Genomic DNA, 14,249 nt, shown 5'->3' with positions numbered 1-14,249 from the left:
GCCGATCTCTATCTTTTTCATGTGGCAGCATCATATCAAAACGTAGATGTTTTTATAATTTCAATTTCATACAAAAACTTGTCAATCCACTAAAAAATGCATATTTACACAAAAGTCTACTGCAAGAAGCTCGGTTTTCTGCAATACTTGCAACATGTTACATCGGGTTTATTGATATTCCTTTAATGCTTAAATTCACCAATATTGAATGCGCAAAAATTGCGTTGTTGGTGATTTTATAAACGTTAGGATCAGTCTCCTTGCCCTATTGCTTATATGAAAATTCTTAAGGTTGAATTACATGTTTGTTCGCTCATTACTCGCTATGAGTTTAAGTTGTATTATTGCTAATGTTGCTTTGGCTGCGTCAACAACTGAGCAACCACTGAACCCTAAAAAAGTATCTGCTCCTGTAGAGGATCCAATTGATCCGCTTGCTGTAGATGCTGCTTCAACTGCAAAAGCCCAAGCGCAGACACAGATTACTGCTCAAGAACAAAATGATTTAAATCGAGCGTCTACAACATTACAAAATTTGCAAAAAGCTGAAGACCCAAATGCTGATTCAGGCATTGCTGCTTCAGAACCAACTGCACCAGCTAAAACAGCGACAGCTACTAAGACTTCTGCTCCTGCTCCAGCTGTTTCATGGACATTAGATAGCTTAAACAATGCTGACTGGTACGAAAACATTGGCAAAGGCCAATTTCCAGTTTATGCACGTGCTCACGTTATGTTGAACAATGCACATGCTTCGCCGGGTGCGATTGATGGCATGAGCGGTAAAAATACCCTAAAAGCAATTGCATCTTTCCAACAAATGAATGGTTTATCTCCTACTGGCGAGTTAACTAAAGAAACTTGGGATGCACTTGTTGCAAAACAAACAAAACCAGCATTTATTGAATACACAATTACCGATGCAGACTTAAAAGGTCCATATGCTGAGTCAATTCCTTCTGACTACGCATTACAAGCCAAAATGAAAGGTTTGTACTACACGCGTGTGACTGAAATGTTGGGCGAGAAGTTCCATATTGATGAAGGTTTCTTAAAGAAATTAAACCCGAAAGCAACCTTCAAAAAAGTTGGTGAGAAAGTTATTGTTCCAAACGTACGCAATGACTTACCAGAAGATATTCATTTGATTATTGCGCATAAAGGTGCAAAACAGTTGTATCTGTTTAACAGCCGCAATCAAATGGTAGGTTCCTTTCCTGCAACAATTGGCAGTACTGATACGCCTTCTCCGACCGGTACTTATAAGGTAGTTGGTGTTGCGCGTAACCCTTGGTATAGCTATTCACCTTCAAACTTCGTACAAGGTAAAAACTTAAAACCGCTTTCTTTACCACCAGGCCCTAACGCTCCTGTAGGTAATATCTGGATTGGTTTAAGTAAAAAATCATTTGGTATTCACGGCACACCAAACCCGTCTTTAATTTCTAAAACTGCATCACACGGTTGTATCCGTTTAACCAACTGGGATGCTAACGATTTAGGTAATAAAGTACGTGCAGGTGTAACTGTTAAATTCTTAGAATAATCCTTTAAAGAAGAAAGCCTGCTTTATGCAGGCTTTTTTTATACTTAAAATTTAAAACGAATATTTATTGATATATCGATCATATTAAAAACGCAACAATATGTTGCATCTACTCTATTTTTAGCTTCATTCTACAGGTTTAACATAGTCCTCAAGAGATCAATAATAATTTGAGGAGATCGAGTCATGAATGCTTTTTTGCATCGTAGTGAAGATCGTGGTCATGTTAAAGCGGGTTGGTTAGAGTCTTATCATAGCTTTTCATTTGGTAACTGGTATAACCCGAAATATATGGGTGTCAGTGCATTACGCGTTATTAATGACGACAGAATTGATGCCCATAACGGTTTCGGCACACACTCTCATGACAACATGGAAATTTTAACCTGTGTGCTCGATGGTGCAATTTCACACCGTGATACGATGGGAAATGAAGGCCAAATTAAAGCTGGTGAATGGCAACTCATGAGTGCTGGTACAGGCGTGGCGCACAGTGAAATCAATAACACTGATACACCTGTCCATCTATTACAAATCTGGATTATTCCAGATGTAAAAGAAGCTGAGCCAAACTACCAACAAATTAATTTGGACCCACGTAAAGATCCAAATAAATGGCATTTAATTGCAGGCCCAGATGCAAATGCACCTATGCACATTCGCCAAAACGCAGAAGTAAAATCTGCAGTATTGAAAAAAGGAAATGAACTTCCTGTTGAAACATCAAAACGGGTAAATTACGTTCATGTGATTTCAGGTGTAATTCGTATTGGTGATCAAGAAGTTAAAGCTGGTGATGCTTTAGTGTTTGAAGATAACGCCGTGATTCATGCACTTGAAGACAGTCAATTTATTTGGTTTGATTTACCTTAAACAGCTAAAAGCCCTTTTATATAAAAGGGCTTTTTAGTCACTACTACCGCCACTATCGCAGCTGCCTGAATCCGAAGATGACGAACAATCATTTGAGTGGCTTGAGCTATGATGATGGCTATTGTCATGAACATGATGGTTTGATGAAGATGAATAATCAGGTTCACCCGATGATGAATAATTCTTTCGATAGCGAAGAGCTGCAATTAACAGAAACAGTCCGATGCTGGAAAAAATAGTAATAAATACAATAAAAAACACCTTCAAATAATGACCTCCTAAATAAATCTATGTAGATGATTACTGTATCACCTAGTTCATTATTTAAATGAGGTATGTTGATTAAACAAGTTATTTTTTGATAAATACCATAAAACCTTTAAAGCAAAAAACTGAATGGGTAACCTTTCAAAAAGCACAAAGGTTATGCAACACCAAGTACAACACACACTATGTCTAATTTTATAAATGATGAAAAAGCTTTTAAGTTTCCTTCACATATAAATAGGCACTTGCTCTAGATATACCTAAATGCTGAGCAACCGTTTCCACGGCCTTTTTAATGTCTAATAAGCCATTATTCTTGAGTTCATGTATTAACTGTTTTCGCTCATTGAGTTTTAGCATACGCGGTGTCGTAGCGTGTTTTGAAGCAAATTGATCAATATATCTTCGAATTGCTTCTGTACCATTCGGTTCCAGATTTTCAATAATGTTGTCAGTTTCAATTTTAGTGAACTGGTCTAGAGCACTTTGCATTCCCCTAAATAGGGTTAAATCTATATTCATACATAAAGCGGCCACATATTGCCCTTCTTCATCTTTAATTCCAATAGACGTACTTTTGGCAGGACGACCATCTGCAAATTGGTTTGCGTAATTTGAAATGAGGTTTGGAAACTCTGGAGACATGATTCTAGCCAAGCCCAGCTCAGTGGCAGGATCTCCAATTTTTCGACCAGATAAATTGTTATGTATAGAGAGTATGGCATGCTCAGGATTTGTTAAGTCATGGACAACAACTTCGCAAAAAGGAAATAGCGTTTCACTTAGCCCTTTCGCGATAGTATCTAGTTGAGTGAGTAAATGTTTATCACGATTGCCCAAGGTATTTCCTCCAAATGACTTAGTTGCTATTTCAAGCCCTAGCATAAAGCATGCAATAGTATTTTAGACTTTTTATCCAATTTTAAACTTAATGTAAATCAAAATCTTATATCTCATTGTTATCAAATTAGAAAATAAAATTAGACATTTTATCTAAATCTATATATTTTATCTAAACAAGGTCCATATATTGTATGTCACTTGAGCAATAGCAAATCTTGCATCCGAAAACATTGAATAGCATTAGGTTTAATTATGAAAAATTTAACCCTTCCCACTTATGAAGATGTCGCAGCCGCTGCTGAACGTATAAAAGGTTTCGCAAATAAGACTCCTGTTTTAACTTCACGTACTGTGAACAATGAATTTGAAGCAGAAGTATTTTTTAAATGTGAGAATTTTCAGCGTGTTGGTGCTTTCAAATTTCGTGGTGCAATGAATGCACTTTTGCAATTTAGTGGAGCTCAGAAAAAAGCGGGTGTGGTTGCTTTCTCTTCAGGAAACCATGCGCAAGCAATTGCACTATCAGCAAAAACGCTTGGTATTCCAGCCATAATCGTTATGCCGCAAGATGCACCTGCCGCAAAAATGGCAGCAACACGAGAATACGGCGCCGATATTGTTGAATTTGACCGCTATAGAGAAGATCGGGAAAAAATTGGAAAAGAAATAGCTGAAAAAAATGGCCTGACACTCATTCCATCTTATGACCACCCACATGTAATTGCAGGTCAAGGAACGGCTGCAAAAGAGTTATTTGAAGAAGTCGGCGAATTAGATTACCTGTTTGTATGTTTAGGGGGCGGTGGTTTATTGGCAGGTTCTGCCCTGTCTGCTCGCCATCTCTCTCCAAACTGTAAAATATATGGTGTTGAACCTGCTCTAGGAAATGATGGGCAAATGTCTTTTAGAAAAGGAGAAATTGTTCATATTGATACGCCACAAACCATTGCCGATGGCGCTCAAACTCAATATTTAGGCAAATTAACATTCCCTATTATTCAAAAGAATGTGGATGACATTTTGACAGTAGAAGACGAAGAACTTATTAGCTGTATGAAGTTCTTTGCTGAAAGAATGAAAATGGTAGTTGAACCGACAGGATGTCTCGGATTTGCTGCTGCACGTAATTTAAAGCATGAGTTAAAAGGCAAACGTATAGGCATCATCATTAGTGGTGGCAACGTCGATATTTCTAAATATGTAGAGTTTTTATCTGCTTAATAAAAGTTAGTGCCTATCTATGAGTTCAGTTAATACGTCATAGATAGGCATTACATGCTACTCGTCTCTCGGCTTGCTCGTGTCTTAATTTAAATAAACTTTTGGAGATATGATGAGATTTATTTCTGAGTCTGAATCTGCTGCTCTCATCAATCATGAACTGGCTTATGACGCCATTTACCAAGCTTTAATTGCTGCAACTCAACCAGAAACCAAAAGTTTTGCTGTGGTTCACGGTCAAGGGTCCGATAGCAAAAATACCTTTAGCGTTAAGTCATCGGCGACCGAGCATTTGGCTGGCCTTAAAGTTGGTTCTTTTTGGGAAGATAACCCTAAACATGGTTTGCCTCGCCATAACGCGCTCATTTTATTATTCAATCAAGCTAATGGAAAAATGGCAGCAGCCATCGAAGCAGGCAAAGTCAATGCGTTTCGTACAGCTGCATCTAATGCTGTCGCAACCCAGGTACTTGCAAGAAAAGATTCAAAAGTATTGGCTATATTTGGTACAGGAAATCAGGCCAAATATGAGTGTGAGGCTTTAGCGAGAATTAGAAATTTCGAACAGATTTTTATAGTCGGGCGCGACCCACATAAAGCTGAAAAAATGGCAGAAGACCTCAAACCATTAGGTATTCAGCTTCAAATTACGGGTGCAAAAGAAGCCTGTGAACAAGCCGATATTATTGTGACCGCAACTTCTTCTCATACTCCTCTTTTTAAAGCTGAATGGGTCAAAGCTGGCACTCATATTTCATCGATGGGTTCTGATAAACAAGGCAAACAAGAACTTCCGCCAGAGCTATTTTCACATAGTGGTTTATTTTGCGATCTTAATGTCCAGTCTAAACTCATTGGTGAATTTCAACATGCGCCTGAGTCTGCAACCTTAATCAATATAGGTGATGTGCTTTTAGCAAATGCCCAAGGTAGGCAGTTACCAGAACAAATCACAATTTATGACAGTTCAGGCTTATCTATACAAGATTTATATATCGCTCAGAAAATTTTAGAAATTTCTTAATATTGATCATTTAACTGCATCGTTCAGGCTGATGCAGTTAAATTAAAATCATGTTCCTTTTCACAATGCTTTACTGAATTTTGTTTTTAAAATCAGAATGAATCTTCAATAAAAACTTTAGCAAAAGACGCGATATATTGCTCAGCCTTAGCATCATAATTTTGAAAACCTGCATCAAATACCCATTTTTCAATTTCAGATTTTTTGACTAATTTTTGCAAATAAAGCTGATGATGTTTGTCTAATTCTTCTTTTAAACTTCTTAGCATCAGTTCATTTAAACCAGTAGGAGGATTCAGGCCTGTATCTAAAAGACTAGGCGCAAATGCCACACTTTTGAGTTCCAGTTGATGCACTATTCTTACAACAGTTTTTATCGCAGTCTCGATTCGCTCTAACGTGAAATCTTCTGGTGCTCCCATGCCTATAAGTAAAACTTTAGAGGCATGTATCGTGGATGGGGTTTGATTTATTAAAAGAACATCATTCAATTTTGCGCTAAACCAGTTATTTTTCCGTATTTCATATAGTCTGCCGTTTAGAGCTTCATCTAAATGTGCCAAACCACCCGAAAAAGAACGGTTATTCATTTCATGTTCAAAAACACAAGCACAGGAAAGCTCAACCTCGGCCGTGGTACAGTCCCAAGTCACGAGTTCAATGTTTAAATTTTGGTAACGCCCAATTTTAGTTTGCTTTATACCTGTGCTCATATTTTTACTCTTCTCGTTTTACCAACCATATTTAAGCTCAAGGCCTAAATAGTTTGCGTCTTTACCACCCGCTTTCTTAATGGTATCTCCAACCTCAAAGTGCACGCCTTCGGCAGCCACAGATAGATTAGAATTAATTTTTCGATCTGCTCTGAGTTGAAGATATGCCCCAGTCCAGCTCGAACCTTGCCCCGCGGTATTTGCCATGCTGTTATTACCTTGGAAATAAATCGCATCTTGGGTAGTTTCACGCCACTGAAAACCTAAGGCACTTAACAAAGTAAGTTTTTCGGAAGGCTTGAGCGTCAGAGACGGTTTTAGGTGAATAATATTGCTATAACCACTATAACCCGCCAAAGTAAAATATGAGCCATTTGCAAAAAGCTGGTTAAAGGTATTAAGTTGATTATCGTTGGTACTTTTGTCGCCTGTGGCAATATCAAATTGCACTCCTAAACGCGGTGACCACGCTTGGTCAGCAAAAGTGTATCCCGTAATACTACTCAGTGCCCAAGCTTGAATTGTTTGTCCACCGATTTTTCCATGCTGAAGCATGCCTTCAACATCCCAATCGACATTATTCTTTTTACCCATATGGCGAAGGTCATATAAGTCTCGAACCTCATTGCCCTTAATACTTGGAAAAGAGGCATTATCTCGTTTATAACGCGAGTAATAACCCGATAACTCGCCATCCCCTACATTTTGTTTATCTACACGAAAGCCGCTAAAACTTAAATTGCTTTTTGAGTGGTCATTAAACGTGGAATCTTTTTCTATCTGAACAGGTCTGGTGAGATAACCTAAAACTCTCCAGTCGCCATATTCATACCCCGACCATACACCATCAAAGGCTTGCCGAACGTTTGGGCCTTCTCTATTCGAGATAAAGCGCTGTAAGTCAAAAGCCATTTCTTGACGGCCTACTCTAAATTTAAAAGTTCCGTTATTTAAAGGGCTCACCCATGCAATAAAGGCTTGTTCTATATCAAGTCTATTTTGATCGGTACTACTAATATTTTTTTTATCAAACGCACGGGCATCGCTTAGCTGAGTAAATAATTGTAAATGATCGCCTATTCTTACATCTGCATGCGCTTGTAATCTTTGAATTAAATAGCTGTCGGCCTGATTATTTCCAGTACCAAACTTTGCATTATTATTGACTTCAAAACGTTCACGAATATTTGCCCCAAGTGATAAATAATTATTATCGCCAAAAGGTATATATTTGAAGTCGTCTCCTATTTTCTTTGGCACACACGGATTTTTTAAAACATCCCAATTTTCTTGCCAACGATTCGTTGAGATTTTTGGACGAGTTGGACATGCATTTGTGTTTGAGGCTTCATTTTCTGCATAAGCAGATTCATAGAAAAATAAACTGCTGGTTAATAACAGACTCATTTTTATTATTTTCAGGTAAGTCTCTGAGTGCTTAGTTCGATATGTTCTATCTTTAAAAACATGCGAGGCCATCAAGTGTTATCCATAGTAATAAATAGGTCGTTGCAGAGACTTGGTGTTTTGCACTCATACTGCTCTTAGGCAACATAAGTGCAAATTTCAATCCATCATTTAGGCTATAAATTATTTGATAGACGCATGAATTTCAGCGATATAACCGCCTGGGAACTGCACCATTGCTGACTCACGACCATCCGACTTATAAGCATTCACCAAAACAGATGCACCTGCTTTTGTGGCTTTATCTAAAGTTTCAGATAAGTTTTTAACTTCATAACCCGTCATATCACGCCCATACGGATAAGGAAGATGACCATTGGTCACGAATACTGTCATTTTGCCGAAGTCAGACTCAACGCGAATACGTCTATACGTTTCATTTGGGCGACCAATTTCTATACCTGCGGCTTTAGGGTTATCGGAAACGACTTTACCGTGCGAGAAACTCACGAACTTCTTAACAAACGAGTCAGCACTTTGTTTTGAAACATAAATACGGTTTTCTGGAACAGTCTCTAACTGGTTATAGTTAGGCTTAGTCGTGTGCCAATAGAGCTGCATATTTACGCCACCCGGCCATTGGACAATCGCATCACGCCCAATTGGGTCTGGGAAAGCATCTACAATGACATCTGCCCCATTTGCTTTGGCAGCCTGCACTGCTGCGTCCATGTCTTTGACTAAATAGCCAGTTCTTTCTAAACCAAACGGATATGGAATTGGAGTTTTAAAACCAAATACAGACAATGTACCTACTGGGGTCAATACAAGCTGAGACATCGTCTGGCTCGGTGTTGGTGTGACTTGGAAAACACCTTGTTTCGACTTGGTACCACCGAATGTTGCGACCAAGCTATCGGTAAATTTGTCAAAGTCTTCAGGGTTTACATAAACATGCGTTGTATCGTATTGGGGGGCTACACCGGGTGCCTCACTTTTTATACTTGTTGTTGTTTTGGCAAAAACCTGAGGAACTAGGGCAACATTTGTGCCCACTAGCATGGTGCTTAAAAGCAATGCTGATAATGATTTACGCATAAAATGCTCCTGTTTAAATGAGATGCTTAAACTTATTGTGATTTTGAAGATTGATTAGAAAGAATGGTGACCATCACCAAAGCAGCGATGAGCCCAAGATGTTCGAAGAAACTATTAAACGTACTAAAAAATGCTGAGCCTGTATGATTCCAAAAGTCGTTTGCAACGAGCATTGCTATGGCAGTTAGACAGCCTAAAGCCCCTGCTCCTAACCAGACAAAACGATTAAAAATAACTAAGACCGAACCAACAATTTCAATAAAAATAGCGGTAGCTGCCCAAAGCCAAGCAGGCTGTAAACCAAAACTCGCCTGCTCTTCAATAGCCGCATGAAATCCGATGAATTTATTAATTCCCCCCACTAAATACGCTGAAACGAGTGCAAGTCGAAGTAGCGGAAGCAATCCATGAATTGATAAGATCTTTTTTACCCATACTGGGTTATTATTAATCAAGTCACTCATCTATTTACCTTTTTGAAATCTCATAGTTTTAATATTTAAAAAATATAAGTTTCATGCATTAATAAAAGTTTATAAAATATGCAATATTCATGATCTAATTTATAAAATTATCTTTATAAAAATAAGACAATTTAAATAATTTTAAATATTTTATTAACCTTTAAAAAACCAAATAACTTACGATATATAAAATCAAAAATCCGTGTAAACTACTAGATATTTATTTAAATACAAACTGTATTCTAAAAAGATACAATGATTGATATACAGATATTCCTCATATAATTTAGCGGCAAGATCATTTAGCCTTTAAAATTTGATGGATAAAATAGACTGTATTAATACTTTTATAAGTGTGGTAGAGAATGGAAATTTTAGTCATGCTTCTAGAAATCTAGGCATTACGAGAGATCAAGTTTCAAAAAGAATTTTTTATTTAGAAAGTCTATTTAATACATCATTATTTATACGCAACACCCGAAAGATGGACCTGACTCGCTCTGGAGAAAAGTTCTATGAGCGATGCAAAGTGATTGTGAAAGAGTTAGATTTAGCAGCCCATGACTTTGTATACGACCAGAAGTACCCTGAAGGCTTACTCAAAATTAGTGCTCCACATGCCTTTATCCAAACGTGCTTTTCAGATGTCATTTCTAATTTTCTAATCAAATATCCTCATATTGAAATTGATCTTATGTTTTCAGACCACTCCACTCATATCAATCCTCATAAGTTTGATGTGATTTTAAAAGTTGAAGAAAATATTGAAGAGCAAAATACTTTCATTTTAAACACATATAAAAGAAGCTTTTATGCAACAGACGCATATTTAAATAAATATGGAAAACCGAAAAATATAGAAGAGCTTAGAGAGCATAGCATTTTACTATATTCTAAAGATGACTTAAAAAATAATATTATTAACTCAATACCAAAATTGACATGTAATAATATAGAAATTCTTTTAGAACTTTGTAAGAGAAATCAGGGTATTTTATTTGCACCTGACTTTTTAGCAAAAAAATATGAAGATGAGGGAATTATTATTAATTATTCAAAAACCCTTTTAAACTCTGATCTTTATTTTTATGCAACCACACCTTATGGATCGAGAGTTCCAAAGAAGGTTGAACTTTTTTTAAATTCTTTAAAGCAGCATTTTTCAAATTATCATTAAATGAATAAAACTTTAGCCGCTAAATTACTCTTTTTCTTTATCTACATTTACCAAGTATTCTATTTTAGCTCTGCCCTAGAAAGCCTTAAATTACTTTAATTTAGGGCTTTTTCAGTCATACAAAGCTATCAAGTTTATTTCTTATAAGTTAGAGCCCGCAGAAAATATTCAAGCATCTGCTCTTTGTCGTCTGCTCTATCCGAGCCTAAAAGTTGAATAATTCCGCCTTCAATCATATATAAAAAGAGTTTGGCATCGGTAAATGAAACATCAGTTTTAACTAATCGAAGCTGGCTATAAATTTCATTGGTGAGCCATGTTCTGTACCTCACGGCGGTTAGGTACGCGTTTGGATAGCTATTTTTAGTTTCAAAAATGGCTTTAAATAATAGGTAATATGGCCCATCTATATCACTATGTAGATAATATAGTTTCTTAAGTTTATCTAACGCGCTTGTGGCATGGTCATATTCGACCATTTCAATGACTTGGTCTTGGAGGCGTTCTTTTTGTACAACTAAACAAATGTCAATAAATCGCTCTTTAGAGTGAAAGTAATTATAAAACGTCATTCTCGTTATTTCAGTTTCTCTCACGATTTTGTCGACACCGACTGTGTGAAACCCACCGTGATGAAATACCTGAATCCCGTTATTTATAACTTTTACAGCACGTGCTGGGAGAGTTAAATTTGGCATAGTTTTACCGTTATAAATTAAATTTTTGTTGTATATAAATGAGATATAAAAAGCCTTTCACTTTTTTAAAGCTGAAAAAAAGGCATAGCAAAGCCATAAAGACTGTGCTTGGCACATCTCAAGTTTTATTGTTGATGCAAGTTTTTTGAGCCGTAATGACTGAAAGCCTGAAAACCCTATAGGTGATCAAGCTGCTTTAAATTTTTAAGTGGTGTCGTTATAGCTTTTGGCAAAGGTTGCCAAGAAATAATGGATGTGCAAAGCCAACTCCTTTTTATTGGGAGTTCTGCCAGACATTTATAGAATTATGGTGGCAGAACGGAAGAAGGTTGACAGACTAGTATTATCTCAAACTAGCACACCCGAGGGTGTCCCTCTCCCGTCCTACCGCTACGGGAAAGAGACGAGTGGCACACCACACACAAAACTATTCCTCAGAAGGAAAAGCTCTGATGCGGGAGATAATATTCAGCCTGTCAAAGCCGGCTGGCAATGTGGCCAGCAGGCAAAGAATAGTGCCCAACCCTGTTGCAGTCAAGCACACAAAATGACATTTGTTTTAAATTAGATCATTAAAAAGTAAGGATAAATAATGAGATAGTTATTGTTAAATGGGAGTTTATAAAGGGAAGTAAAAGGAATCAGGTATCAGCACTTATGCTTTTGATCCATAATGTACAAATATTGGCTCATAAAAATATTACATGACTTAAAAAATAGAAATTATTTAACTTCAAATAATAAAAAAAGGATATTAAAATAATATCCCTTCAAAAACATAAATTAATTTACCTATATATCAACTAATTAATTCCTTATTTTCAATTTGATCTAAAATACAAATTAAACGTCTAAATGTTGAAGGGTCAGCAAACTCTTTCAAATTATCAAATTCAGGCTGTAAAAACTCTGCTTTTAAACGCATACAATTATTCACATCTTGATTATTAATCAACCACAAAGCCAAAAAGTCTAATTTCTTATTAATACTACAATCTGAATCAGCTCTATCCTTAATATCCTCTAATACCCAACTTGTATCAAATTTTCTCTTCACATAAGAATTTATTTTGTCTTCATAATATGTCAAATCATTTAAGCACAAACTTTTCAATGCAGGATAATTATCTAGCTCCGATAAAAATGAAGGATCTGCTTTAAAGTATTTCTGTACAGGAAGATAAGTTCTATTCTGTTTTGAAAGTTGAGGTAATGATTCTTTCAAAACATCAATATCTTGAAATGGTAAGTCATCAAATACAATATCTTTACAGATATCAATACTGCCAATACCGCTTAGTCCTCTACTACCATTTGACTCATTTTGCGCTACGCCAACACCTACTACAAATTCTATTTCAGAATTATCAGCTGTGGCTTCATCAAAATCTTTAACTGCGATACGTCTATCGGCTTCCTCTGTAGTTTTTACAATATTATAAATCTGCTCTTTAAATATACGTAATAAATGTACTGGTATTTTCCGTTCTGAATATTGAAGAGCCTTATAAACTTTAGAAAAATCATTCGTTCGAATATGAGTAAAGTATAGTTTTCTCTCTCCTACCGTCATTAAAACAGATTCTATAGCCTCTTTATCATTCGATGGACGAGTCAAGAATATAAGGTTTTTACCTAGACGCTCTAACTGTTCAGATGATTCCATCATATCTGCTATTAATTCGAGAAGATCTGTTATATTTTTATCAGTAATTGAATAACCAATAAAAATTACAGGATTTTCTAAAAAAATTGATAGTAATTTTGCAGCAAGATAGGCATTTTTTTTATTAAAGTTTTCATAATCATTTTTACTTAAAATTAAGCTAGGAAATTTTGAAATACATCCATGTATTTTAAATATTTCACCTATAGATTGAGGATGCTTAAAAAATAAATCAGATTGACCAATATATACTTTTAACGTTGGGAAAAGATTTTCAAGCAATTTATCCCAATTAGTCGTTATAATTCCATCAATTACTACCTTTTCATTAAGCAATTCTTTTAATTCATCATTATTGTGTATTTTACTTTGTATATCTACTTGGCTTAAATATTGTGCAATTTCATATTTTAAAGGCGTTTCTACAGCTGGTGCCCAGTTAGCTGACTGATAAATATCAGTACGATCTTTATTTAAACTCCACCATTCCTTAGAAAAATCTTGTGCTAACGCTAATGCTGCTTTAGGAAAATCATTGTCTGCCGTCCCTAAATAACTGTCAAAAGGCATTGAAGTAGAAAAATGGCTTAATAGGCCTTTCCAATCAGGTAGGTCAAGGTATCGTCTAGAGAAGCCAGAACCTATAAATAAGAATGGAGCCGATAGAGACTCACTCAACAATTCAGCCAATTCTTTTTCAATATCAATTTCTTGTGACATTCTTTAAATCCAAAATTATGTTTGTATATTTATTAAAATACTATACTCAAAAATAAAAAATTTAAATGCAAAAATCAATCTATATTATTAAAATATTATTTTAAATCAAGTAATAGCATTATCATAAGACATGTAAAATAAGAATTAATGATAATTGATTATTAGAATATATATCCGTGCAAGTACAAAATATCAAGACAGAGAACGAGCATTAAATGATTTAAAAACACTTCTTAATTTTTTAAAAATAACTTTATTCAAAGCAATAAAAAAGCCCTAAACCATTACAGTTTAGGGCTTTTCAAGTCATGTAAAGCTATTCGAGTTTATATGACTTTAAATCTTGGTAGGTATATCCAGACTCGAACTGGAGACCTCTACGATGTCAACGTAGCGCTCTAACCAACTGAGCTATACACCTAGAATGGAAAGCATAATATTCATTTTTCAAAAGCAAAACAAGAGATTTGCCATTGAAAAAAATACAAGTGAGCAGACTTTGAGCAAACTTTTTTCATTTTCCAAAAAAATA

13 protein-coding genes and 1 tRNA gene are annotated in these 14,249 nt (G+C 35.8%); 6 read left to right on the top strand and 8 right to left on the bottom strand.

What is annotated here, in order from left to right; all coding sequences use genetic code 11:
* The first annotated feature begins 301 nt into the window (after positions 1 to 301).
* The 3 genes from F985_RS09010 (at position 302) to F985_RS25750 (ending at position 2,658) form a co-directional block, all read left to right on the top strand.
* Complete coding sequence (locus F985_RS09010; RefSeq protein ID WP_004700194.1) at positions 302 to 1,546, top strand: L,D-transpeptidase family protein; 1,245 nt, start codon at positions 302 to 304, stop codon at positions 1,544 to 1,546.
* A 186-nt stretch (positions 1,547 to 1,732) separates the two neighbouring features.
* Positions 1,733 to 2,419: a pirin family protein gene (locus tag F985_RS09005; RefSeq protein WP_004700191.1), complete on the top strand. Its 687-nt coding sequence runs from the start codon at positions 1,733 to 1,735 to the stop codon at positions 2,417 to 2,419.
* 77 nt (positions 2,420 to 2,496) lie between these two features.
* Complete coding sequence (locus F985_RS25750) at positions 2,497 to 2,658, top strand: hypothetical protein (RefSeq protein ID WP_157668061.1); 162 nt, start codon at positions 2,497 to 2,499, stop codon at positions 2,656 to 2,658.
* A 244-nt stretch (positions 2,659 to 2,902) separates the two neighbouring features.
* Here the strand turns inward: F985_RS25750 and F985_RS09000 are convergent, their stop codons facing one another.
* Entirely contained in the window at positions 2,903 to 3,526 is a 624-nt protein-coding gene (locus F985_RS09000; protein ID WP_019457749.1) for a helix-turn-helix transcriptional regulator, read from the bottom strand.
* 255 nt (positions 3,527 to 3,781) lie between these two features.
* Between F985_RS09000 and F985_RS08995 the strand changes: the two genes are divergently transcribed.
* Positions 3,782 to 4,750, top strand: coding sequence for a threo-3-hydroxy-L-aspartate ammonia-lyase (locus F985_RS08995; RefSeq protein WP_004700188.1), 969 nt, complete (start codon positions 3,782 to 3,784; stop codon positions 4,748 to 4,750).
* A 112-nt stretch (positions 4,751 to 4,862) separates the two neighbouring features.
* Complete coding sequence (locus F985_RS08990; protein WP_004700186.1) at positions 4,863 to 5,774, top strand: ornithine cyclodeaminase family protein; 912 nt, start codon at positions 4,863 to 4,865, stop codon at positions 5,772 to 5,774.
* Between the two features lie 92 nt (positions 5,775 to 5,866).
* Here the strand turns inward: F985_RS08990 and F985_RS08985 are convergent, their stop codons facing one another.
* The 4 genes from F985_RS08985 to F985_RS08970 form a co-directional block, all read right to left on the bottom strand.
* Positions 5,867 to 6,487: a M17 family peptidase N-terminal domain-containing protein gene (locus F985_RS08985; protein WP_004700183.1), complete on the bottom strand. Its 621-nt coding sequence runs from the start codon at positions 6,485 to 6,487 to the stop codon at positions 5,867 to 5,869.
* An 18-nt stretch (positions 6,488 to 6,505) separates the two neighbouring features.
* Entirely contained in the window at positions 6,506 to 7,966 is a 1,461-nt protein-coding gene (locus tag F985_RS08980; RefSeq protein WP_004700181.1) for an alginate export family protein, read from the bottom strand.
* Between the two features lie 111 nt (positions 7,967 to 8,077).
* Positions 8,078 to 8,992 carry a hypothetical protein gene (locus F985_RS08975; protein ID WP_004700180.1) on the bottom strand — a complete coding sequence of 305 codons (915 nt, stop codon included), beginning with the start codon at positions 8,990 to 8,992 and terminating at the stop codon, positions 8,078 to 8,080.
* Positions 8,993 to 9,024: 32 nt separating this feature from the next.
* Positions 9,025 to 9,456 carry a DoxX family protein gene (locus tag F985_RS08970; protein WP_004700177.1) on the bottom strand — a complete coding sequence of 144 codons (432 nt, stop codon included), beginning with the start codon at positions 9,454 to 9,456 and terminating at the stop codon, positions 9,025 to 9,027.
* A gap of 319 nt (positions 9,457 to 9,775) precedes the next feature.
* Here F985_RS08970 and F985_RS08965 point away from each other — a divergent pair, with 319 nt between their 5' ends.
* The gene (locus tag F985_RS08965; RefSeq protein ID WP_004700175.1) at positions 9,776 to 10,633 is read left to right on the top strand and encodes a LysR family transcriptional regulator; all 858 of its coding nucleotides are present in this window, start codon (positions 9,776 to 9,778) and stop codon (positions 10,631 to 10,633) included.
* A 134-nt stretch (positions 10,634 to 10,767) separates the two neighbouring features.
* Here F985_RS08965 and F985_RS08960 read toward each other — a convergent pair whose 3' ends face one another.
* The 3 genes from F985_RS08960 to F985_RS08950 form a co-directional block, all read right to left on the bottom strand.
* Entirely contained in the window at positions 10,768 to 11,331 is a 564-nt protein-coding gene (locus F985_RS08960; protein ID WP_004700174.1) for a TetR/AcrR family transcriptional regulator, read from the bottom strand.
* 799 nt (positions 11,332 to 12,130) lie between these two features.
* Positions 12,131 to 13,717 (bottom strand): SIR2 family protein, encoded by a 1,587-nt coding sequence (locus F985_RS08955; RefSeq protein WP_004700173.1) that lies wholly within the window; start codon positions 13,715 to 13,717, stop codon positions 12,131 to 12,133.
* Between the two features lie 344 nt (positions 13,718 to 14,061).
* Positions 14,062 to 14,138 (bottom strand) — tRNA-Val (locus tag F985_RS08950).
* Positions 14,139 to 14,249: the final 111 nt, after the last annotated feature.

It is taken from the genome of Acinetobacter seifertii, assembly GCF_000368065.1.
In the GTDB taxonomy this organism is placed as follows: domain Bacteria; phylum Pseudomonadota; class Gammaproteobacteria; order Pseudomonadales; family Moraxellaceae; genus Acinetobacter; species Acinetobacter seifertii.
This window is presented reverse-complemented; position numbering and strand designations above follow the sequence as displayed.